Source organism: Marinomonas transparens, assembly GCF_016463975.1.
Classification (GTDB): domain Bacteria; phylum Pseudomonadota; class Gammaproteobacteria; order Pseudomonadales; family Marinomonadaceae; genus Marinomonas; species Marinomonas transparens.
Genome location: NZ_JAEMNX010000001.1, coordinates 22,615 through 45,409 on the forward strand (window position 1 = coordinate 22,615; position 22,795 = coordinate 45,409).

At 44.3% G+C, this 22,795-nt stretch carries 21 protein-coding genes; 15 read left to right on the forward strand and 6 right to left on the reverse strand.

Features of this window, described 5'->3' with window-relative positions:
* Positions 1–42 precede the first annotated feature (42 nt).
* Positions 43–1,482, reverse strand: a complete 1,440-nt coding sequence (locus tag I8J31_RS00140) for an EAL domain-containing protein (RefSeq protein WP_199466163.1) — start codon at positions 1,480–1,482, stop codon at positions 43–45.
* A gap of 239 nt (positions 1,483–1,721) precedes the next feature.
* Complete coding sequence (locus tag I8J31_RS00145; protein ID WP_199466164.1) at positions 1,722–3,743, reverse strand: sigma-54-dependent Fis family transcriptional regulator; 2,022 nt, start codon at positions 3,741–3,743, stop codon at positions 1,722–1,724.
* A gap of 374 nt (positions 3,744–4,117) precedes the next feature.
* Between I8J31_RS00145 and I8J31_RS00150 the strand changes: the two genes are divergently transcribed.
* The 6 genes from I8J31_RS00150 (at position 4,118) to I8J31_RS00175 (ending at position 10,173) form a co-directional block, all read left to right on the forward strand.
* On the forward strand, positions 4,118–5,206 hold the full coding sequence (locus I8J31_RS00150) for an ABC transporter ATP-binding protein (RefSeq protein ID WP_199466165.1): 1,089 nt from the start codon (positions 4,118–4,120) through the stop codon (positions 5,204–5,206).
* 2 nt (positions 5,207–5,208) lie between these two features.
* Positions 5,209–6,360 (forward strand): ABC transporter ATP-binding protein, encoded by a 1,152-nt coding sequence (locus tag I8J31_RS00155; RefSeq protein WP_199466166.1) that lies wholly within the window; start codon positions 5,209–5,211, stop codon positions 6,358–6,360.
* Positions 6,350–7,219 (forward strand): carbohydrate ABC transporter permease, encoded by an 870-nt coding sequence (locus tag I8J31_RS00160; RefSeq protein ID WP_199466167.1) that lies wholly within the window; start codon positions 6,350–6,352, stop codon positions 7,217–7,219. The genes I8J31_RS00155 and I8J31_RS00160 overlap by 11 nt, the downstream gene beginning before the upstream one ends.
* A gap of 11 nt (positions 7,220–7,230) precedes the next feature.
* The gene (locus I8J31_RS00165; protein ID WP_233402515.1) at positions 7,231–8,091 is read left to right on the forward strand and encodes a carbohydrate ABC transporter permease; all 861 of its coding nucleotides are present in this window, start codon (positions 7,231–7,233) and stop codon (positions 8,089–8,091) included.
* Positions 8,092–8,102: 11 nt separating this feature from the next.
* The gene (locus I8J31_RS00170; protein ID WP_199466168.1) at positions 8,103–8,375 is read left to right on the forward strand and encodes a DUF2160 domain-containing protein; all 273 of its coding nucleotides are present in this window, start codon (positions 8,103–8,105) and stop codon (positions 8,373–8,375) included.
* Positions 8,376–8,451: 76 nt separating this feature from the next.
* Entirely contained in the window at positions 8,452–10,173 is a 1,722-nt protein-coding gene (locus I8J31_RS00175; RefSeq protein WP_199466169.1) for an ABC transporter substrate-binding protein, read from the forward strand.
* A gap of 124 nt (positions 10,174–10,297) precedes the next feature.
* On the opposite strand, the gene I8J31_RS00180 is transcribed toward I8J31_RS00175, so the two are convergent.
* Positions 10,298–10,480: a hypothetical protein gene (locus I8J31_RS00180; RefSeq protein ID WP_199466684.1), complete on the reverse strand. Its 183-nt coding sequence runs from the start codon at positions 10,478–10,480 to the stop codon at positions 10,298–10,300.
* A 249-nt stretch (positions 10,481–10,729) separates the two neighbouring features.
* Between I8J31_RS00180 and I8J31_RS00185 the strand changes: the two genes are divergently transcribed.
* From I8J31_RS00185 to I8J31_RS00210, 6 genes are all read left to right on the forward strand, one after another.
* Complete coding sequence (locus I8J31_RS00185) at positions 10,730–11,437, forward strand: UTRA domain-containing protein (protein ID WP_199466170.1); 708 nt, start codon at positions 10,730–10,732, stop codon at positions 11,435–11,437.
* Positions 11,438–11,624: 187 nt separating this feature from the next.
* Positions 11,625–12,653 carry a putative 2-aminoethylphosphonate ABC transporter substrate-binding protein gene (locus tag I8J31_RS00190; RefSeq protein ID WP_199466171.1) on the forward strand — a complete coding sequence of 343 codons (1,029 nt, stop codon included), beginning with the start codon at positions 11,625–11,627 and terminating at the stop codon, positions 12,651–12,653.
* A 164-nt stretch (positions 12,654–12,817) separates the two neighbouring features.
* The gene (locus I8J31_RS00195) at positions 12,818–13,894 is read left to right on the forward strand and encodes a putative 2-aminoethylphosphonate ABC transporter ATP-binding protein (protein WP_199466172.1); all 1,077 of its coding nucleotides are present in this window, start codon (positions 12,818–12,820) and stop codon (positions 13,892–13,894) included.
* Positions 13,891–15,609 carry a putative 2-aminoethylphosphonate ABC transporter permease subunit gene (locus tag I8J31_RS00200; RefSeq protein WP_199466173.1) on the forward strand — a complete coding sequence of 573 codons (1,719 nt, stop codon included), beginning with the start codon at positions 13,891–13,893 and terminating at the stop codon, positions 15,607–15,609. The genes I8J31_RS00195 and I8J31_RS00200 overlap by 4 nt, the downstream gene beginning before the upstream one ends.
* Positions 15,610–15,636: 27 nt before the next feature.
* A complete protein-coding gene (locus I8J31_RS00205; RefSeq protein ID WP_199466174.1) occupies positions 15,637–16,557 on the forward strand; it encodes an EamA family transporter in 921 nt (306 codons plus the stop codon).
* Positions 16,558–16,634: 77 nt separating this feature from the next.
* Positions 16,635–17,288: an HAD family hydrolase gene (locus I8J31_RS00210; RefSeq protein ID WP_199466175.1), complete on the forward strand. Its 654-nt coding sequence runs from the start codon at positions 16,635–16,637 to the stop codon at positions 17,286–17,288.
* Between the two features lie 87 nt (positions 17,289–17,375).
* Here I8J31_RS00210 and I8J31_RS00215 read toward each other — a convergent pair whose 3' ends face one another.
* A complete protein-coding gene (locus I8J31_RS00215; RefSeq protein WP_199466176.1) occupies positions 17,376–18,221 on the reverse strand; it encodes an SDR family oxidoreductase in 846 nt (281 codons plus the stop codon).
* A 300-nt stretch (positions 18,222–18,521) separates the two neighbouring features.
* On the opposite strand from I8J31_RS00215, the gene I8J31_RS00220 reads away from it, so the two are divergent.
* Positions 18,522–19,112: a malonic semialdehyde reductase gene (locus tag I8J31_RS00220; RefSeq protein ID WP_199466177.1), complete on the forward strand. Its 591-nt coding sequence runs from the start codon at positions 18,522–18,524 to the stop codon at positions 19,110–19,112.
* A gap of 98 nt (positions 19,113–19,210) precedes the next feature.
* On the opposite strand, the gene I8J31_RS00225 is transcribed toward I8J31_RS00220, so the two are convergent.
* Positions 19,211–19,939: an SDR family NAD(P)-dependent oxidoreductase gene (locus I8J31_RS00225; protein WP_199466178.1), complete on the reverse strand. Its 729-nt coding sequence runs from the start codon at positions 19,937–19,939 to the stop codon at positions 19,211–19,213.
* A gap of 165 nt (positions 19,940–20,104) precedes the next feature.
* Between I8J31_RS00225 and I8J31_RS00230 the strand changes: the two genes are divergently transcribed.
* The gene (locus tag I8J31_RS00230) at positions 20,105–21,013 is read left to right on the forward strand and encodes a LysR family transcriptional regulator (protein WP_199466179.1); all 909 of its coding nucleotides are present in this window, start codon (positions 20,105–20,107) and stop codon (positions 21,011–21,013) included.
* Between the two features lie 40 nt (positions 21,014–21,053).
* Here I8J31_RS00230 and I8J31_RS00235 read toward each other — a convergent pair whose 3' ends face one another.
* Positions 21,054–21,923 carry a LysR family transcriptional regulator gene (locus I8J31_RS00235; protein ID WP_199466180.1) on the reverse strand — a complete coding sequence of 290 codons (870 nt, stop codon included), beginning with the start codon at positions 21,921–21,923 and terminating at the stop codon, positions 21,054–21,056.
* Positions 21,924–22,042: 119 nt separating this feature from the next.
* Between I8J31_RS00235 and I8J31_RS00240 the strand changes: the two genes are divergently transcribed.
* Positions 22,043–22,708, forward strand: coding sequence for a glutathione S-transferase family protein (locus I8J31_RS00240; protein WP_199466181.1), 666 nt, complete (start codon positions 22,043–22,045; stop codon positions 22,706–22,708).
* The last annotated feature ends 87 nt before the right edge of the window (positions 22,709–22,795 follow it).

Genomic DNA, 22,795 nt, shown 5'->3' on the forward strand with positions numbered 1-22,795 from the left:
GGCTTGGTCGGTATACAGTTTTCCCTTTAAGGACTCACCCTACTATAGAGGGATTTTCACTTGATAGACGGCAATTTGTTCGGCACTCATAGGGCGGCCGTGATACCAGCCTTGCTGAAGATGGATCCCTAGACTACTGATTTTTTCGTTATCAAAGGCGGTTTCAACCCCTTCAGCAATACAGTCGATACCAAGCTCATTAGTTAACGCGATAATAGATTTTAGGATGGTGGTATTCTTACCCGTATCCACAATAAAAATCTTATCCGCTTTGACAATATCAAAGTCAAATTCAGAGATATAAGATAAACCAGAATACTCTATGCCGAAATCGTCAATCGCAAAGCGGTAGCCGTTATTCTTCAGTATGTTCATATGCTGTTTTATAATGTTTTTCTGTAACATCAGGTCTTCATCTTCAACCACTTCAAATATCAAGCTATTGCGGATTAAGCCATCTAGGCCGAGCATTTTCTCGACAAAAGAATCACTTTCCAGATGCAAACTCAAGATATTCACTTGGAAGCTATTTTGCTCTATGAAGTCTCGGTCGAAACTCATTTCAATCTGCTGGATTTGTAGCATGGTATGCTCGACACACAGATCTAGGCTTTTTATTTTATCAATACTGTCCTTGGCATTAACGCCATCTTTGCTTCTCAAAAATACTTCGATAGAAAACAATTTTTGCTTTCTCGTATCAATAATGGGCTGATACTCATTGTAATAATAATGACCTCTGATCTTCCGTCTCAACGTATTTTTTTCGATTCCCCTAACCCATTTTGGCGTCACCAGAAAAAAGCAGACAATGAATAACAATATGGTAGTGGGAATAAAATAAAGGTTATACACTTTGTTGGTATAAGCGGAGGGAGAAATCATATAAGAAAGGTTTTCTATGACCTGTGAGTCACGGTACTTTGTGCCTGCCTGCTGACTTTGGGTGGAAACAACAATATCCGCACGATTCTCTACGAAAGCATCAACACTGCTTTTTTTAATAATAATATTGTATTCAAAATTACCGGTTGTCTGCTTGATAACAAAAATAGGCTTTTCTAATGAATTGATCGTATGGGGGCCAGTGATTAAGAAGCCCTTATGAGGAATCGGTTGCCTAACCTCGACCCTTTCATTTTCACCCCATGAGTTGCATACAACAACACCATGGTCACCTTCTTTTTCAATCACTCCAAGTTCGATTGCACCGGGAATATTGAACAGCTGTTTACGCATATGCAATACCAGCTGCCGGTCACAACTTCCTGAATATTCTTTTGCTATAGAGGCAATAAAAGAGGTGACTTCATCAAGATGCTTTTCTACTTTTGAAACATAGCTTTGTCTTATTTTTTCTTTAATCGCCGCGTCTCTGCTGTGTTGCCATGTTCTTTCAAGCAGACATAAAGAAACAGCTAAAATTACTACCAAAGAAAAATTAATAAGGATAGCAAGTAGCATCCTTGATTTTGGGGACATGAAATATCCAATAATTCTTACTAATGAAGAGATGTATCTATAGCAATTAAATAACCACGATATAAGTAAAAATTGTAAACTTTAGTGAATAGAAACTGGCAAATGACAAAAGAATCTTCAAAAAAATGCTTGCTGCATTTGGAAAATAAATTAAATAGCTGATATATAAGTCTTTTTTGAAAAATCTAGCTAGCACAATAAAAATATCACAAAAAAACAAGATTACAATTTACAACATCTTATTCGCTTTCGAGTTTTAATTTAGCGTATTTGTAAACCGTATTGCGGCTGACCCCTGCGGCTTTCGCGGTTTGTGATATGTTGCCTTTGGACTCCTGTAGTAGTCGAGGAATCAGTTTATCCAACGGTTCTTCGTGCTCTGGCTTGTTATCTTCTGCCGACGACAAACCTGATTTTTCTAAGTTAGCTTGCTCTAAAGTAGATTGCACCATTGCATCGAGGTCTTCAAAAAAATCGTCAGGCAAATGCCAGTCTTCCAACACCTCTTCATCCGCCATCGCCATACCAACTTTGAGTACATGGGCGAGCTGTCGCATGTTACCGGGCCAAGGGTGCTTCATTAACAAATTAAGCATTGCTTGAGACAGCGCCGGACCGGGCTCCTCTTGGCGCAAACGATTATGTAGGTATTGGATCAAAGCTGCCTTATCATTGCGCTCTCGCAAGGCAGGAAGCTCGATGTTTAAACCAGAAATTCGATAGTACAAATCTTGTCGAAAGCGACCTTCTTTTACTTCTGCTTTTAGCGCCCGATTAGTCGCTGAAATCAGTTTGATATCAACAGGATAGACTTCAGTTGAACCCAAAGGTGTTACTACTCTCTCCTGCAAAACTCGCAGTAAACGGGACTGAACCGCCATTGGCATTTCACCAATTTCATCAAGAAATAAAGTACCACGATGAGCACGACGAATAAGCCCAATTGAGCCTTTGCTTTGCGCCCCAGTAAAAGCCCCTTTTTCATAACCAAACAGCTCAGATTCAACCAGTTCGGCGGGAATAGCCGCACAGTTTACCGCCACCAACATCTCTTTAGAGCGGGAACTGTGGTAGTGCAAACTGCGCACAAAAATCTCTTTACCCGCACCTGTTTCTCCATGGATCAAAATAGGAATATCTTTCTCCATGATCTTATGAGCTTGACGCACTAAACGCGCTACTCGCTCATCTCCATGCTGTAATTCCGCCAACGGAATCACGTTATCAGGTATGGATGAAAGTATTGCTTTTGCTGACTCATCGCGCTGAGCACGAGAGGGCTCTTTTTTACTAGCAACAAAGTCCTCCAGCTGTGATGGCGCCACATAGCCCGCTCTTTGCCGAAAGTCCGGTACGCGCATAATTTGCTGCACAGGAGGAATCACTTTTACATAAAACTGATAGCGTCCCATGGCAAGTAATTTCATCGGTAAACTGGAAGGGTGATGCTTAATTTCCCGCATCTCAATATCAAAGACCTGATTAATATTAAGTAGTGCCAGGTCTCGCGCTAACACCACTTCGGCGCGGCGATTGGCTGACACAATAGTGCCATTTTCATCCAGCACTAATATGCCCGACCAATGACTGTCCAAACTCACCACATTGGTATTAAAACTAAGAATGAAATGTTCCTGTTGAAAGGCGGAAAAAATCAGTCGATTCTCCACACTCAAGGACATAAGTTTGACCATACCAAAGGTATGATCCTGCGGCAGGTAAGCGTCTGATGAAATATCCAACACACCCACTAAGTCATTTTTGGTGTTATAGATAGGTGAAGCCGAGCCCACCATAAAACGATTCGCCCGCAAGAAATGCTCGTCTCGACCAACTTGTATGGCTTCCCCTGTGATCAGCGCAGTACCAATGGCGTTAGTTCCTGCGCCCATTTCGCTCCACTGATTACCACCAACTAAACCGTGCTCAGCCGCACTGCCAAAACGCGGTTGCCCCCATGTATTTAATACATGGCCTTGGCGATCAGCCAAAACAATCATGCAGGCAGAATTACTCAAGATATTTTCGTAATAGGGAAGCACTTCATTTTCGGTGGTTTCTAATAGGCTGCGATGCTGATCAACCAGATCATTCAAAGTGCCTGCCGGCAAGGTAGCAAAATCTGGGCGACTACCATGCTCCAACCCGAATTGCTCACAACGGTACCAAGAAGCCTGAATACGATCCTTATGGCTCTGCTTAAGGCTCGCGCCTTCATCCATGCTGTCTGCTGCACTTTCTTGTTGTTCTTCGTCTTGCATATCCAGCTCCAAAGTCACTGGGGCGTAGGAACGTCAATCCATACACCAGTATTTATCGACACCTGTATAAGCAACTGCAAGAGAACGCAACTGTGCATCAAGTGTTCATTATTATGTGGACTGTAAACACTTTGAACAGTCGTGAACAGTCGTGAACAGTCCCTTTTCGAAAAGGAAAATAATGATCAATATCGAATAAACACAATAAAACTCTTATTTATCAAAAAGATAAATAGACATTTTAGCCTAAAAATATTTTTGGCATGGCATTTGTAGTGTACTAGGAAACAAAGTGTGTTCGTTTTTACGCTTAGGTAATTTTTGTGAATAAACACACTACATAAAAAATAATAACAACAAAAAGGGTACCTACAATGTCTCTGACGCTGCAGAATGTATCGCGCGTTGTTGAAGGCGAAACTTGGATCGATGAGGTCAACCTGACCCTAGAACCGGGCTCTTTCAACGTCTTACTAGGCCGCACCTTGTCTGGTAAAACCACGCTAATGCGACTCATGGCGGGTCTCGATAGACCAACCAAAGGAAAAATCCTCATGAATGGGGTGGACGTGACCGGTGTAGCCGTGCGTGAACGCAACATTTCCATGGTGTACCAACAATTCATCAACTACCCGAACCTCTCCGTCTACGAAAACATTGCCTCGCCGTTACGCCTCGCCAAGATGGATGAAAGAGAAGTCGACCGTCGCGTACGAGAAACCGCTGAAATGCTGCGCATTGACCCTTTCCTTGAGCGTCTACCATTACAGCTCTCTGGTGGTCAGCAACAACGTACGGCAATGGCCCGAGCACTGGTCAAAGACTCACAAATTATCCTCTTTGATGAACCTCTGGTTAACCTAGATTACAAGCTAAGAGAAGAATTACGCCAAGAATTACGCGCCCTATTTAAAGCCCGTAATTGCATTGCTATTTACGCCACCACAGAACCGAACGAAGCACTGGCATTAGGTGGTAACACAGCGGTGTTGAACGAAGGTAGACTGTTGCAAATGGGGCCAACCGCTGAGGTTTATCATCAGCCCAAAGACATCATTACCGCGGAAATGTTTTCTGAGCCCCCCATCAATGTGGTACCCGGTCGAGTAAATGAAGAAGAAGTCACCTTCGATGATACCGTACATTTTCGTTTGAACAGTGACTTGCGTCGCTTAACACCCGGCGATTATCAATTTGGAGTACGTGCTTCCCATATCGGTTTAGTGCCCCATTCCGACGATGACTTAGAACTGCCAGTACGAGTTGATCTCGCCGAAATCAGCGGTTCGGAAACCTTCTTACATGTACACAATCCTCACTTTGATTTGGTATTACACCTCTCTGGGGTACATGCCTATCAGGTGGATGAAGAGATTAAAGTCTACTTTCCAACGCACAAGCTTTATGCCTTTGACGATCAAGGCAAGATGGTGCATTCCCCAGCACGAATGAGGGATCAATAACCATGGCATCCATTACGTTAAACGCCCTAGCTCACACCTATACAGAAAACCCAACGTCACCAGAAGATTATGCTATTCGTGAAATGACCCATGTTTGGGAGCAGGGTGGCGCTTTTGCTCTGCTTGGCCCATCCGGGTGTGGCAAATCAACCTTGCTCAATATCATCTCAGGCCTATTAGAGCCGTCCAAAGGCGAAGTGCTGTTTGATGGCAAACGAGTAAACGAATTAAAGCCGGAAGAACGCAACATAGCACAGGTTTTTCAATTTCCCGTGGTATACGACACCATGACGGTATATGACAACTTGGCGTTTCCGCTACGTAATATTGGTGTCCCAGAATATAAGGTGAAATCAAAAGTACACGAAGTCGCGGAAATTCTAGAGTTATCAGACCAATTAAAACGCAAAGCCAAAGGCCTGTCTGCGGACCAAAAGCAAAAGGTTTCCATGGGGCGCGGCCTAGTGCGAGACAATGTATCAGCCATCTTGTTTGATGAACCCCTTACGGTGATTGACCCACAACTGAAATGGAAGCTGCGTCGTAAGCTCAAGCAGATTCATGAGCAATTCAATATCACCATGGTGTATGTGACCCATGATCAACTAGAAGCGTCCACCTTCGCCGATAAAATTGCGGTCATGTACAACGGACAAATTGTCCAGTTCGGCACACCACGAGAGTTATTCGAAAACCCAGCCCACACCTTTGTTGGCTACTTTATTGGTAGCCCGGGAATGAATTTCTTTGAAGCAAAGCTGCAAACTGAATTAAACAATGGCGCAAATGGCCAGATCGTTTTTGGTGAACATGTGATTGCCACCAACGATGCCATGCTAAACCGTTTAAAAGCCATGGGAGCCAGCAAGGTGACCTTGGGTATTCGTCCTGAGTTTGTGCATGTGTGGGACGGTAAAAACGACGACGCTTTCCCAGTGGAAGTAGATTACGTAGAAGATCTAGGCACCTACAAGATCTTGTCCTTCCTATTCCATGGTCAAGTCATGAAAGCTCGCCTCAGTGAAGACCAACAAATCCCTTCTGGGCAAGTGTATGTGAGTTTTCCAGAGCAATGGACCAAGGTCTATGTAGACGACTATCTCGTTGACTTAAGCGTTAGCGCTATTGATAAGGAGACAGATCATGCAAACTAAAGTCGAAAACAACAAGGCATGGTTCCTTGTCATGCCGGTTTTCCTGATCGTTGCCTTCTCTGCCATCATTCCTTTGATGACGGTAGTAAACTATTCCGTTCAGGATATATTTGACCCCTATACTCGCTACTTCGTTGGTACCGAATGGTTCAAGCAAGTCATACTCGATAGCCGCCTACACGATGCCTTGCTGCGTCAGTTTATCTATTCATTCACTATCCTTATCATCGAAGTGCCGCTTGGTATTTGCGTCGCCCTAATGATGCCAACCAAAGGTCGAGGTGCTTCTTTGGCACTGATTCTAGTGGCGATTCCTTTGCTCATTCCATGGAACGTGGTCGGCACCATTTGGCAAATTTTTGGTCGAGCGGACATCGGCTTATTCGGTGCTTTTATGAGTTATATCGGGGTCGAATATAACTACGCTTCCAATCCAATCGACGCTTGGTTGACCGTGGTGTTAATGGACGTTTGGCATTGGACGCCCTTGGTCGCTCTATTATGCTATTCAGGCTTACGCGCCATTCCAGAAGTTTACTATCAAGCCGCGCGCATCGACCAAGCGTCGCGCTGGGCCGTATTCCGTTATATCCAGCTACCTAAACTCACTAATGTACTGATTATTGGAGTGTTATTGCGCTTTATGGATTCCTTCATGATCTATACCGAGCCCTTCGTCCTAACCGGTGGAGGCCCAGGTAGCTCGACCACTTTCTTGAGCCAATCTTTAGTACAGCAAGCCATAGGCCAGTTTGATCTTGGCCCAGCGGCGGCGTTCTCCTTGGTGTACTTCTTAATCATCTTGTTGGTGTGTTGGGTGTTCTACACCACCATCATGAACATGCAAAAAGACAAGTAGGAGCAGATAAAATGCCATCATCAAAAGCACAAGCACCGGTTTATAGCCGTGCCGAACGCAAAGCCCGTAATGCCAATCTACGTGGTCGTTTTGGCTTGGTGCTGTATGTCGTGTTGTTGTTACTGCCTATTTATTGGCTCGTTAACATGTCGTTTAAAACCAACACTGAAATTCTCAGTGGATTGTCCTTCTTCCCTGACAATTTCACCCTGCAAAACTACGCCAAGATTTTTAGCGATTCAACCTGGTACATGGGCTATGTGAACTCAATTTTTTACGTTTCCATGAACATGGTGATTAGCCTATCGGTAGCCTTACCAGCTGCTTATGCTTTTAGCCGCTATAAGTTCATTGGCGACAAGCATATGTTCTTCTGGCTACTGTCAAATCGCATGGCCCCACCTGCTGTGTTCTTACTGCCTTTCTTTCAACTGTATTCCTCAGTGGGCTTATTCGATACACACATCGCAGTGGCGCTAGCCCACTGTATTTTCACTGTCCCCCTAGCGGTATGGATACTGGAAGGTTTCATGAGCGGTGTGCCCCGGGAAATAGACGAAACGGCCTATATCGATGGTTACACCTTTCCGAAATTCTTTGTGCGAATCTTCATTCCCTTGATTCGCTCTGGTATCGGTGTAACGGCTTTTTTCTGCTTTATGTTCTCTTGGGTAGAGCTATTACTGGCCCGTACCTTGACCTCGGTCGAAGCCAAACCCATCGCTGCCATCATGACCCGAACGGTCTCTGCTTCAGGCATGGATTGGGGACTACTCGCGGCAGCGGGGGTTCTCACGATCATTCCGGGAATGCTGGTCATTTATTTTGTTCGTAACCATGTGGCGAAGGGCTTTGCCCTTGGTCGAGTGTAAGGAGAGTTCCTATGGCTTGGATGTCTTGGACATTACCCACTGCCCTGTTCTTTATCGGCATCGCTGCCATCTTGGTCGGCATGACCACATGGCAAATTATCTCACCCTGTGTGGAACGTCGTGGCTTTTTGCCACTGGCGACCACCCGTGGTGATCGGCTCTTTATTGGCCTGCTTAGCAGCGCCTTTATCCACCTCGCATTCGTTGCCTTAACGGATGTGAATATCGCGGTGGCAACCGTCCTCTGCGCAGTCTGGATGATCATCCTAATGCGTTGGGGCTAGTCAGCGTCCCTTATCAGTAGGAACGATGGAATATCTGGTATGGAAACTCAAAAACTAAACTTTGTTGAGGTAAAACATGCACTACAATAAGAAAAAAATTGCACTGGCCGCCTTACCCCTTGCTGTTATGCTGCACTCAGTCAGCCTATGGGCTGACAGCTATTCTGACGCAGCGGATAAATGGGTAAATAACGAATTCACCGTCTCGACGCTAACCAAACAGCAACAGCTTGACGAAATGCACTGGTTCACCGAAGCCGCAAAAAAGTTTCGCGGTATGGAAATCAATGTCGCGTCAGAAACCCTAACAACCCATAAATACGAGTCTCAAGTACTGGCGAAAGCCTTTGAAGAAATCACTGGCATCAAGGTCAACCATGACCTGATCCAAGAAGGTGACGTGGTCGAAAAACTGCAAACACAAATGCAATCTGGCCGTAACATCTACGATGCTTACGTGAACGATTCCGACTTGATCGGTACCCATTTCCGCTACGGTAAAGTGGTGCCTATCTCTGACATGATGAAAGGCGATGGTAAGGCTTATACCTCACCAACCCTAGATCTTGATGATTTCATCGGTTTGTCTTTCACTACAGGTCCAAGCGGTAAACTTTACCAACTGCCCACGCAGCAATTCGCTAACCTTTATTGGTTCCGGGCTGACTGGTTTGCTCGCGCTGACCTAAAAGCACAATTCAAATCCATTTACGGCTACGATCTAGGGGTTCCAGTCAACTGGTCTGCCTATGAAGACATCGCAGAATTCTTCACGGACAAAGTGAAAACCGTCGATGGTGAGCGTGTTTATGGCCATATGGATTACGGTAAGAAAGACCCATCTTTAGGCTGGCGTTTCACCGATGCCTGGTTCTCCATGGCCGGAGCGGGCGACAAAGGCATTCCAAACGGTTTACCAGTAGACGAATGGGGCATTCGTGTTGAGAATTGCCACCCTGTTGGTTCTAGCGTATCCCGTGGTGGCGCCACCAACGGCCCAGCTGCCGTTTACGCTACGACTAAATACGTCGATTGGTTACGTAAGTATGCGCCACCAGAAGCCCAAGGCATGACCTTCTCTGAATCTGGCCCAGTGCCATCTCAAGGTGGCGTGGCTCAGCAAATCTTCTGGTACACCGCCTTCACCGCAGACATGACCAAACAAGGTCTTCCTGTGGTAAATGCAGACGGCACACCAAAATGGCGTATGGCACCTTCTCCGGTTGGGCCATACTGGGAAGAAGGCATGAAAAAAGGTTATCAAGACGTTGGCGCTTGGACCTTCATGAACTCTACCCCAGACGACCGTCGTCTAGCCGCTTGGTTATACGCTCAGTTCACTACGGCGAAAACCGTCTCCTTGAAAAAAACACTGGTTGGCTTAACACCGATTCGTGAATCTGATATCGATTCTCCAGAAATGGCAGCTGCAGCACCTAAACTGGGTGGGTTAGTTGAATTCTATAAAGGGCCTGCTCGTAAAGAATGGTCGCCAACAGGAACGAACGTACCGGATTACCCAAAACTAGCGCAACTTTGGTGGCAATACATCTCGCAAGCCGCAAGCGGTGAAGCCACACCACAAGAAGCGCTTAATGGTCTAGCGGAAGCACAAGACAAGGTAATGAACCGTCTTGAGCGAGCTAAGGTACAAGATAACTGCGGTCCTAAGTTGAATACACCTCGTGACGAAGCCTACTGGTTGTCTCAACCGGGTTCGCCAAAAGCAAAATTAGCCAACGAAAAACCACAAGGCGTTACTGTTTCCTATGATGAGCTACTTCGTTCTTGGGAATAAAACCATCATTGCGCTGAACGTTTGACCGGCTTAGGCCGGTCTTTTTTTGGCTGGAACAGAAAAAGAAAGTACGTTAACTAAGGTAATTTGAGTGCTGGCGCGGCAGTAAACAAAGAGGGCAAGATCAATGAGTCTGATTCTTATCCTTTTCTATCAAGGTCTTTAGTTCGTCCTGCAAACTTTCGATCTTTTCTGCCAAAATATGCTGTTGGGGCTGGGGTATTTGCGAAATATCTTCTAACGATATTTTTTCTAAGTCTTCAAGCAATTGACTAAAATGCTGCATTTGATTCTCCTTTTTCTTCATGTTGATTCTCCCTGAACATTCATTTCTTAACGATAGCTGAATTTTTTCAGACACGCTTTGAGAGATCGGCAATTTTTTGTAAACAACTGACGCTTCCATAGCAAAATAAATGTTCAAATACAGCGAAAACACACATTTTTACAGGTTACTTTTCTCACTCCCTAGTAACGTAAAATGACACTTCCATGTAAAATATGGATCAATCAATTTCAGATCGCCCTTGAAGCTAAACTTTCATTAGGAATAGACATGCCTAATAGCCAATATCGTTATTTACAGAGACACTTTAGCGACCTTATCCGGGACAACAAGCTAAAATCAGGTACCAAACTGCCATCTGAGCGAGAAATTGGTGAAGCGTTTAAAGTCACTCGCGTCACCGTACGCCAAGCACTACAAAACCTAGAAGCAGAAGGACTAATCTATCGTCAAAATCGCCGTGGTTGGTTCGTCACCCCACCGGCAGTCGTTTATGACCCAGCTAGCCATTTAAGCTTTAATCGATACGTGGCCGAGCAGGGCAGTACACCTCATACGGAAAAGCTGGCGCAACAAGTTGAACCAGCCAATGCAAAAATCGCTCAATTAATGTGCATAACGGAAGGCACTCCCGTGCTTTTTTTGCATCGCCGTCGTTACATCAATCTACGTCCTATTTTGATTGAAAAAATGTACATTAACCTCGACCTATTACCCGGGTTAGAAAATGAAGATTTAAGCCAGTCTTTAAGCCAATTATTACAGCAAAAATACCAACGTGAATACCGTGATATGGATCTCTCTTTTAAGTCCACAGCTCTGCCTTCCCATGCTGCTAATGACCTTGGTATCTCTACAGGACAAGCGGGTTTACAGGTAGAAAGGATCAACTACACCAGTGATAAAAAAGTCCTCGAGATTGACTACGAGTTTTGGCGTCATGATGCCGTCACCATTAACATAGCTATTCGCGATTAATAACAAAAAACACACCTCCTCCTAAATCTCTTTTTTACCTTTTTATCCACGCATTTTTTACATTCAGCACCTTCTATTTCCACAGGAATGCGCTCTTATCGTCACATAAGTGTCATGTTTGGCTGTTATCTTGCATAATACAATCTGGTATATACCAGTTGACAACTTGATGCATGGAGAAGTAAAGATGACACAGAAGACCCTAATCAAACGTCTGGCTGTTTTGGCCGGCATCGCAACCGTATCTATCGCGGCGCAGGCTGCAAAGACCGAATTGACTGTTTATACGGCAATTGAAGCAGAAGACCTGAAAAAGTATGCGGCTCGTTTTAACCAAGAACATCCAGAAATCAAGATTAACTGGGTACGCGATTCTACCGGTATCGTTACAGCCAAATTACTTGCGGAGAAAAGCAACCCTCAAGCGGATGTCGTATGGGGGCTAGCAGCCACCAGCCTAATGCTGTTAAAAAATGAAGGCATGCTGCAGAGCTATAAGCCTAAAGGTTATGACGCACTTTCCCCAAAATTCAAAGACTTATATAAAGAACCAGTTTGGACTGGTATGGATGCTTGGATTGCCGCCATTTGCTACAACACTATCGAAGCAGGAAAGCTTGGCCTACCAAAACCAACATCATGGGCAGACCTAACAAATCCAGTCTACAAAGACCACATTATTATGCCTAACCCGAATTCTTCTGGTACAGGTTTCTTAGACGTCAGTAGTTGGTTGCAAATCTTTGGTGAAGACGGTGGCTGGGACTATATGGATGGCCTACACAAAAACATCAGCCGTTATACTCACTCTGGCTCTAAGCCTTGTAAATTAGCGGCAGCAGGTGAAATTCCAATTGGGATATCCTTCGCCTTCCGTGCCGCAAAATCGAAAAAGTCTGGCGCACCATTAGACATAGTATTCCCAACAGAGGGTCTAGGTTGGGACATGGAAGCGACCTCAATTGTTAAGGGCACTAAGAAATTAGACGCAGCAAAAACGCTGGTAGATTGGACAATTTCTAAAACAGCTAATGAAATGTACAACGAAGGTTACGCTGTAGTGGCCATGCCTGGTATTGCTAAGCCGGTTGAGTTCTTCCCAGAAAATGCGGAATCGTTAATGATTGATAATGACTTTGAATGGTCAGCGGCAAACCGTACAGAAATCCTAGCGAAGTGGCAAAAGCGCTACGACAGCAAAAGCGAATCAAAATAAGACATCACCCAAACAATGGGAATAAAGCAACGCTTTATTCCCATTGTTGCGATTTGAAACACAGTAAAACCACCCGGCTTTTTTTGTCATAAATACCAATCTGAGCACCATTATCGTAACCGTATTCATGACAAAAAAAGCCCCAATTCAAGGAGGACCTCCCCATGTCCAAGCAAACCTATTTAGAACTCCACAATATCCATCAAATGTTTGGCACACACCAAGCATTAAAAGACGTTTCACTCAATGTTGATGAGGGCGAGTTTGTTTGTTTTTTAGGCCCTTCGGGGTGTGGCAAAACGAGTCTACTGCGCATTATTGCGGGACTAGACACCCCCACTTCCGGCGCCATTTTACAAGCTGAAAAAAATATTACTCACAGCCCTATTAGCCAGCGAGATTTTGGCATCGTTTTTCAATCTTATGCTTTATTTCCTAACTTAAGTGTAGCCGACAATATTGCCTACGGTCTGGTATCAAAAAAGTTTTCCGCTAACGACCGACGAGCTCGCGTAACAGAATTACTTGCTACCGTTGGCATGTCAGGCAGTGAAGCAAAATACCCAGCGCAACTCTCTGGTGGTCAACAGCAACGCGTTGCCCTTGCTCGCGCCCTTGCTACGTCTCCCGGTTTGCTATTATTAGACGAGCCACTTTCTGCTCTTGATGCCCGTGTTCGTGCTCACTTACGCCAAGAAATCAAGCAACTGCAAGAAAAGCTTGGCGTGACCACCATCATGGTTACCCATGACCAAGAAGAAGCCCTCACTATGGCGGATAAAATTGTGGTGATGAACCAAGGGGTTATTGAGCAAATTGGTTCTCCACAAGACGTCTATGCTCACCCTCAGTCTCCTTTTGTGGCTGAATTTGTGGGCGAAATGAATTTTCTAAGCGCTAAAGTCAGCGGCACAGGCCAAATGCAATCTGGTGGTTTGACTCTACGTTGTGACCAATCTTCCCACTTGATGTTTGGCGACGCGGCACAACTGGCTATTCGACCAGAAGACGTGCGTTTCCATATCGCTGGAGAAAAAGACAACCTGCTCAATGCAAAAGTTCTACACCTTGAATTTCTCGGCTCCCGGGTGCGCTCTTTACTGCACTTGGAAAACCATGAACGCCCCATTTTGGCAGATATTTCCATGAATGAAATGTCACGCCTCAACTTATCCCAAGGCCAAACGATTACCTGTCAGCTACCCCATGATCGTTTGCATGTATTTGGAGGTGCCGCATGAGTGAATTAGTTCTAACTCGCCCAGCTCCAACCATTACTAAGCGCCCTTGGTATGGACGACGTAGTCTGGATGAATGGTCGTTAGGCGGTATTTTAATTGTCGGCGTATTAGGCCTATTAATTTGCGTCGTCATGCCCATCTATACCTTGCTTTCAAAGAGTGTAGAAAACAAAGACGGGCAATTTATTGGCCTAGCGAACTTTGCCAAATTTATTGAAACGCCCAGTTTATTTAGCTCAATTAGTAACTCTCTCTTTATCGCTTTGCTTTCTACTGTGATTGTCACGGGATTATCCTTTTTAACGGCTTATGCCATTAGCCGGACTCGTATTCCTCTAAAGGGTTTTTTCCGCATTGTCCTAGTATTGCCGATCTTAGCGCCCTCTTTATTACCTGCTATCAGCTTGGTGTATTTATTTGGTAACCAAGGCATTTTAAAAGAAGTACTAATGGGCGAAAGCATTTATGGCCCTATTGGTATTGTTATAGGATCGTGCTTTTGGACCTTTCCACACGCCTTGATGATCATGCTAACGGCTCTGGCGAATACCGATGCTCGTCTGTACGAGTCAGCAGAGGTACTAGGCGCTTCGCCCATGCGAACCTTTTTTACCGTGACCCTACCCGCAGCCAAATACGGCATCATCAGTGTGGCGTTTGTGGTCTTTACCTTGGTCATTACTGACTTTGGCGTACCTAAAGTCATCGGCGGTCAATTCAATGTCTTAGCCACGGATATTTATAAGCAGGTCATTGGTCAACAAAACTTTGAAATGGGTGCTACCGTTAGTGTCATTTTATTATTACCTGCGATCCTGACGTTTATTACTGATCGTTGGCTACAGCGTCGTCAGTCCGCCTTACTCACGTCAAAAGCGGTGCCTTGGACACCACCCGTTCGTAACATGATAGATAAAGCTTTTTTCGCTTTAATGATGTTAGTTTCTGCGATCATTCTTGGGGTCATTGCCATGGCGGTGTACGCTTCTTTGGTGACCTTTTGGCCTTATAATCTCTCTTTATCTTTCAAGAATTATAATTTTGATCTGATGGACGGCGGTGGCTGGGATTCCTATTGGAATTCCATTCAAATGGCCGCTTATACGGCACTGATTGGCACAGGCTTTATTTTTTTCCAGTCCTATTTGGTCGCAAAGTTAGCCGGATTTAAATTACTGAAGTTTTTCTTTCATTTGTTTGCCATCTTGCCATTAGCGGTTCCGGGATTAGTATTGGGCTTGGCCTATATTTTCTTTTTCAATGCGCCTAATAATCCCTTAAATGGTATTTATGGCACCATGGCGATTTTAGTGGTTTGTACTATTAGCCACTTTTATACTGTCTGCCATCTCACTGCAACCACGGCGCTAAAGCAAATTGACCCGGAATTTGAATCTGTCTCTGCCTCGTTAAAAGTACCGCAGATCATCACCTTTTGGCGCGTTTCTTTACCGGTTTGTATGCCTGCTGTTTTAGACATTGCCAGTTATTTGTTTGTGAATGCCATGACCACTGTCTCGGCCGTGGTCTTCTTATATTCTTATAATACTAGCTTGGCATCAGTTGCTGTGTTGAACATGGATGATGCAGGGGACATTGCCCCAGCGGCCGCCATGGCGGTCATGATTATGCTCACTTGTATGCTAGCTCGTCTTGTTCACTGGCTATTAGGCAACGTGATTTTGCAGCATACGCAACACTGGCGTAAACGCTAAATCACTCTCATTAGGAACTCACATTAGATGACGATCACCGCCATTATTTTGGTGCTTATCTCTACCTTCATGCATGCGGGCTGGAACTTTTTTGGCAAAAAAAGCAGCCCGACATTAGGTTTTTTCTTCCTAACCATGGTGGCAGGCGCGTTGATCTTTTCTCCTATGGTGTTTATCCATTGGGAGCTGGTTCAAGCTTTTGATAAAAACATCATCATTTTGTTGTTTATGACAGGGCTCTTCCAGTCGTTCTATTTATGGGGATTAGCGGAAGCATATAAAGCTGGAGATATGTCGATTGCTTACCCTATCGCCCGTTCATCTCCTCTTATTATTGTCTGCATCACTAGCTTTTTTTTAGGGCAACAAGACAATGTATCTGTTCAGGCAGTGGTTGGCATTGTATTGATTCTCTTTGGCTGTTTATTTATTCCCCTACAAAGCTTTAATGAATTTAAGTTTGCAAACTATCAGAACCGAACCACCGCATTTGCTATCGTTGCCGCCTTTGCTACGGCGGGTTATTCCTTAGTGGACAACCAAGCAACTCAGTTAATGCGAGGTTTAACCAATGACGCAGGAGAAGCCATTGCCAGTGCAAGCGAAGTGGCTTTGGTCTATGTCACTTTACAAAGTACTTTTGCGGTTTTCTGGATGCTCTGGTTTGTCATCATTACGAAAAAACAACGCACAGAAATTAACCTCTTAATCAAAAACCAGTGGCAAGCCGCCTTACTCACAGGTGGCCTAATGCTAGGCACTTATGCGCTTGTCATACTCAGCATGGCGTTTGTCGATAACGTGAGCTATGTGGTTGCCTTCCGACAATTCAGCATCCCTTTGGGTGTATTATTCGCGGTTATTGGTTTTAAAGAGTCATTAAAACTTCCAAAAATCATTGGTGTTTCCATCACTTTTATTGGATTGATAGCGGTCGCACTCGGATAAAGCATTTCTTCCTCATAAAAAGAGATGCTTAATTATTTTTACGTGTATAACACACATTTTTTATACAAGGAGCCGACATGGCATTGGCGTTTTTTGATCTAGATAACACATTAGTGGCAGGTGATACTGCACAAGCATTCTCTGAATACATGACAGCAAGCCAGTTATCCACTCCAGATGACTTCCTTGAGGTCAATCTTGCGTACATGGAAGATTACGATAATGGCGTTTTAGATTTAGACAAATACATGCGCTATACCTTATCACCACTGTTTCACCTCAACTCTGACGAACTTGATGCCTTTATCAAAACATTTATATCTGATGTGATTGTTGATATGACACTGCCAAAAGCCAATGCTTTACTTAAAAAGCATCATGATGCTGGTGATGAAGTGGTGATTATTTCCGCCACAGGGATACACCTTGTCGCACCTATCGCCCATCATTTAGGCGTCAAACATGCCCTTGGCATCGATATAGAAATAAAAGACGGCCACATCACAGGCGAACTCGTCGGCACACCGACCTTTAGAGAGGGAAAAGTGATTCGCGCCGAGCAGTGGGCTAAAGAACATGGTTTCCCAATGGAAGATACTTACTTCTACAGCGACTCCCACAACGACTTGCCACTGCTTGAAAAAGCCCACTATCCTATTGCCGTTGATCCAGACCCTATTTTGGAAAAAACGGCGAAAGAAAGAAACTGGCAAATTATTAGCCTACGTTAAGGAAGATCTGAATAAGAATACCAATCCCTCGCCCATATTCGTCATAGTATGAAATGAGCGAGGGAGTCAATCACCCTGTTAACCCCCTTAGGCTAACGCAGCCGCCACAGCCTGCTTAAGTGATGTTGTTGGACGCCCAATCAGGCGCGACAAGGTTTTACTGCCATCAAACAACCAGCCTTGCCCTGCATTATGCTCTGCGTCGGCAATGATCTTAGCGTGGAGCGCAGGCATTCCAGATGCATTAAGTACCTCTTCATAGGCTGCCTGAGAAAGGTTTTTATAAGGGATATCCTTGCCAATCTGTCGAGACAACTCTGCCGCAAAATCAGCAAAGGTAAACGCCTCATCCCCACCCAACTCATAAATCTGATTTTCATGGCCATCGCCAGCCGCCACCGAGGCTATGGCTTCAGCCAGATCATGGCGAGCAGCGGGAGTAACCTTGCCATCGCCAATGGTGCTGATCAGAGCACCGGCCTCAATGGCCGCCCCCAGAGTACGAGTCCAGATTTCAAAGTACCATGGGTTACGTAACAGAGTATAAGCCAAGCCAGATGCAACAATCGCTGCCTCTGTATTTTTGTGATCCGGCATGATAGAAATCGGGGAAATATCGCATTTTAACATCGAGGTATAAATGATGCGTTTCACCCCGGCTGTTTTAGCGGAATGGATCACATTTGTGTGCCACTTCACACGCTCAGGTGACGGGCCTATTGAGATCAGCACAAGCGTTTCAATGCCCTCTAACCTTGATACTTGATTTTCGGGTTTGGTAAAATCAAACGCCCGCACCTCAACACCTAAATCTGCGGCTTTTTCTGGGCTTCGCACTAAGGCAACAATCTTCTCCGCTCCGATACGAGTCTTAAGGTTTTCAATGGCAAGACGACCCAATTGTCCACTTGCGGCGGTGATTGCAACAGTCATAATTTATCTCCGATATGTATTGATAATAGTGAATATAACACTGAACCGACTAAACGTAAGTACGTACAAAAAGGTTAGTATGGCGACTGGTTAGCGCTAAAGTTCCGTCAGTATCTCTTACATAAAACATCTATTTAAGTAATACTCTCGACGCTGAATTGTTCAGATATTGAAACAAATATGTTCTTATTTTAATCTAAATGAGTGTGGTTTTGAGCTGTATACTCTTTCTATTAAAAGTGATCAATCAAGCAGATTTAATAATTTTAATATTCATCACCAGTGAATAACGGAGATATTATGAGCACACCACTAGACAAAAACGCATTGGATCAATTATTTCTGGAAGCAAGAAGCTACAACGAGTTTCTAGACACACCAATTAGTGAAGAGACGATCAAAGAGCTTTATGACCTATGCAAATGGGGCCCAACGTCCATGAACACTCAGCCAGCGCGCTTTGTCTTCTTGAACAGCCCAGAAAGCAAAGAAAAGCTTTTACCAGCAATGGCTCCAGGCAACGCAGATAAAACTCGTAACGCTCCTCTAACACTTATCGTTGCGTTTGATTCTAAGTTCTACAATCATTTGCCAACACAATTCAAAGCATACGATGCAAAACCTATGTTTGAAAGCAACCAAGCTCTTACGGACTCTACTGCATTCCGTAACAGCAGCTTACAAGGCGCTTACGTCATGTTAGCGGCTCGTGCATTAGGCTTGAGCGTTGGTGCAATGAGTGGCTTCAACCCTGTTGCGGTTGATGAAGCCTTCTTTGCTGATGGTCAATACAAAACAAACTTCATCATCAATATAGGTTATGGTAAACCTGAAGGTTTCCACCCACGTGGACCTCGCCTAGCATTTGATGAGGTTGCTGAAATTCTATAATTCTTAGTCCTCGTTCTTAAGAAATAAAGAGTAAGAAATAGAAATTAATAAAAAGCGAAACCAGCCATGGTTTCGCTTTTTTGTTTAAAGAATGCAGCTTAAAGAAGATAACCGCCTTCTACCTCAATAACCGCATTACGTAATGCATTAGAACCATCACCTAATAAATACATAATCGCTTCTAAATGATCTTCTGCCATTAATTCACGCCCTAATGGGGTCTCTCGCAGGCTATCAAACAACAATGCTTCCTGCTCTTTCGTCATTCCTGCTTTAGCTTGGATTTCTGTTGCCGTTACACCCGGTCGCACAGAGTTAATACGAATGCCTCGACCAGCCAATTCCATATTCGCCACACGCACTACCGCTTCAAACGCGGCTTTGCTTGCCGCATAAACGGCACAGCCTTCAAAGCCTTTTGTCACAGCAATACTAGAAATAAAAACCACACTCGCTGGATTTTTAAGACTTGGCAACAATGTCTGTAGTGTAAAAAAGGGCCCTTTGGTGTTAATCGCCATCGTGGCATCAAAAGCGTCTGGCGTGGTTTCAACAAAAGCATCAGGATAAAAAATACCAGCATTGAGTACGACACCATCTAACATGACACCCTCAGCAACTAAGCTTTCACCCAATTGACGAATCTGCTCCAGATTAGCGTTGTCTACAAAGTAAGCCGTGACACCAAGCTCTTTAGAGACTCGGCCCAATTTAACTTGATCCCTTCCCGTGATAATCACCCTATGTCCTGCATCAATACAATGTTGCGCCAATGCGAAACCAATGCCCGAAGTCGCCCCTGTGATTAAAAATGTTTTTTGAGTCATGCTATTTACCCTAACTAAATAAGAAAAAGACATGTTATAGGAGACATTAGTTTCTCATTAGACACCAATATAGAAACTTAAAGTTTCCATTTTAGAACTTTTATTCCTGTTCACTTTGACTATTCTGCCTATTTACTCTGCCGCTTCGCCTGATAAGGTACACCCATGAAAAGCCTACTGAACCACCTTTCCCACCTGTATCTATTTCAAGAAGTTATCCGCCTAGGAAGCTTCCAAGCGGCCGCCACCCAATGCGACTTACCACGATCTTCAGTCAGTAAAAAAATCCAGCAGCTCGAAGAACACATAGGACAAAGACTCATCCAGCGCAGTACACGTAAATTAAGTTTAACGGAGGCGGGCATGTCACTATTACAAGCCAGCCAACCGCTAAAAAAAATGATAGAAGACTCTCAGCGCGTCATGGAAGATTTGGATTTAACGCCATCGGGAAAGGTAAAAATAAGTAGCTCATCACTGATAGGTCAAAACTACTTATTGCCTTTATTTGAACAACTTCGAAAGCAATACCCTAATATTTCGTTGGAATTGAGCTTGAGTGATACGTATGTCGACCTGATCGAAGAGCAAGTAGACATCGCCATCAGAATAGGCGATTTACCGAGTTCATCACTCGTCGCAAGAAAAATTGGTGAACACCGCTGGGGTTGGTACGCAAGCCCAACCTATTTACAGGAACGCAATGCGCCAATTCATCCAGATGAATTAAAAGACCATCAATGCATGCTATTTAAAAACAATAGTATTACGTTAGATCATTGGTTCTTTAAACAAGCTAATGGCGATACTAAAAGTATTAAAGTAGCCAGCCAAATCAACACAGATAACGGCCAAGCCTTAGTCGAAATGGCCCGTTTAGGCTTAGGTATTATTATGATCGACCCACTTTATGTTCAGAAGGAAGTCGAAGCAAAAACACTTATTCCAGTATTAACAGATTGGAGTAACCCAGATACCTATCCAATCAACCTCGTCTGCTTGGGACGAAACTACCGTAGCCGTGCCACAACCAGCATTTGGGAAGCGCTTTCGCTGGTGCTTAATTTTGATTAAACCTTTCTAAAATGCTTTATCTGAGCCCATAAAATGAAGGTCATGCAATGACTTCATTCTGTTTGAAAAAGCGCTGACTAATATCCGCCGCTAAATGGGAAGCAAACAAAGGGTGAGGGACAGGTGCGACGGCCAGTACAATATCGACGGAAGGCAACGCTGGCAAACGGTTACTTTGAATGATTTCTATGCCATAAGACACACTTGATCGTGCCATTACACTGATCCCTTGTCCTTTTCTCAACAAGCTTTTAATGGCTGTTGCACTGGAGCTGCTACACAATAATCGGTAATTTCGCTCTTGTTTTTCTAAGCCATCAATCGCTGCGCTATGGAACTTACAATCTGGCTCATATAACACTAAAGGCAAGGGGTCTTGGTGTTCAATTCTGCCTTCCACAAAAGCCTTCTCTCCTTTCACCCAGACGCCTGAATCGTGTTTTAGCAAATAGCCTTCCTCAGCGTCTGGTGAACGGGTCAAAATAGCCAAATCCACCTTACCTTGGTCTAACATCAAACGTAGCTGCGTACTGCTATCACACACGACTCGTATACTCTGCTGAGGTAAGAATTTACGAATCAATACCACAATAGAAGGCAAAATAGATTCGGCATAATCGTCAGGACAGCCAATCGTCAATGGAGGATGTTGAAGATGAGATGAAAAGTGCCCTAACGCTTCATCGTGTAAGGAAACAAGCCTTCTCGCATAACTCACCAATTGCTGCCCTTGCTCCGTCAGGCCAAGGTTTCGGCCTTCTTTAACAAACAATACATGCCCTGTTTCTTCTTCTAGCTTTTTCATCTGCATACTGATGGCACTTTGAGTACGAAAAGTCTGCTTAGCCGCACGGGTAAAACTGCCAGTATCGACAAAAGCAATGAAGCTACGAAGGGAATCAATATCCATAATGAATCATCTATCAAGGTTTGAAATAGGAACTATCAAAACTATTCGTTAGTCGTTAAGAAAACAAGCTGCAACAATATATTTCATTAACAACAAGTATCAGAAAGGAAGGCAGCCACATGAAACTCATCATAGGCAACAAAAATTATTCATCTTGGTCTTTACGGGGTTGGTTGGCGTTAAAAGCCTTCAATATTCCTTTTGAAGAAATCAACTTAACACTATTTAGCGACGAGTTTTATACGGAGCTGGCCAAGCACTCTCCAGTTGGTAAAGTACCTGTATTAGTCGATGGCGACTTGAGTGTCTGGGACTCCCTCGCCATTTGTGAATACCTAAACGAAAACTACCTAAACGGAAAAGGTTGGCCTGAGGACAAAAACAAACGTGCGGTGGCACGCTCAATCGTCGCCGATATGCATTCGGGATTATTTGCAATTCGTAATGAAATGCCAATGAACTGCCGCGCAAAACGCAGTATTGAATTAACAGGCGTAGCCAAAAAAGAAATCGCAAGCTTAGATAAAACTTGGTCTCGCTTACGTTCTGAAAACACCCAAAATGGCGACTACCTGTTCGGCACATTCAGCTTAGCGGATGTTTTCTTCGCCCCAGTCGCGTTTCGCTTTGCGACCTACGGCGTAGAAATGTCAGACGCCTCAAAAGCTTATATCAATACCATGCTGGCTCACCCAGCAATGCAGGAGTGGTTAAAAGGCTCAAGAGAGGAAAAAGAAATTATCGATGAAGCCGAAGTTGGTAGGGAAGCAACAAGCGCGCTATAAAAAAAACCAGCCCTTGCATAACAAGGGCTGGAAAAAAGGGAAACTCAATAAAGGCCTGACGATAAGATCAGAGCGACATCGCTAAAA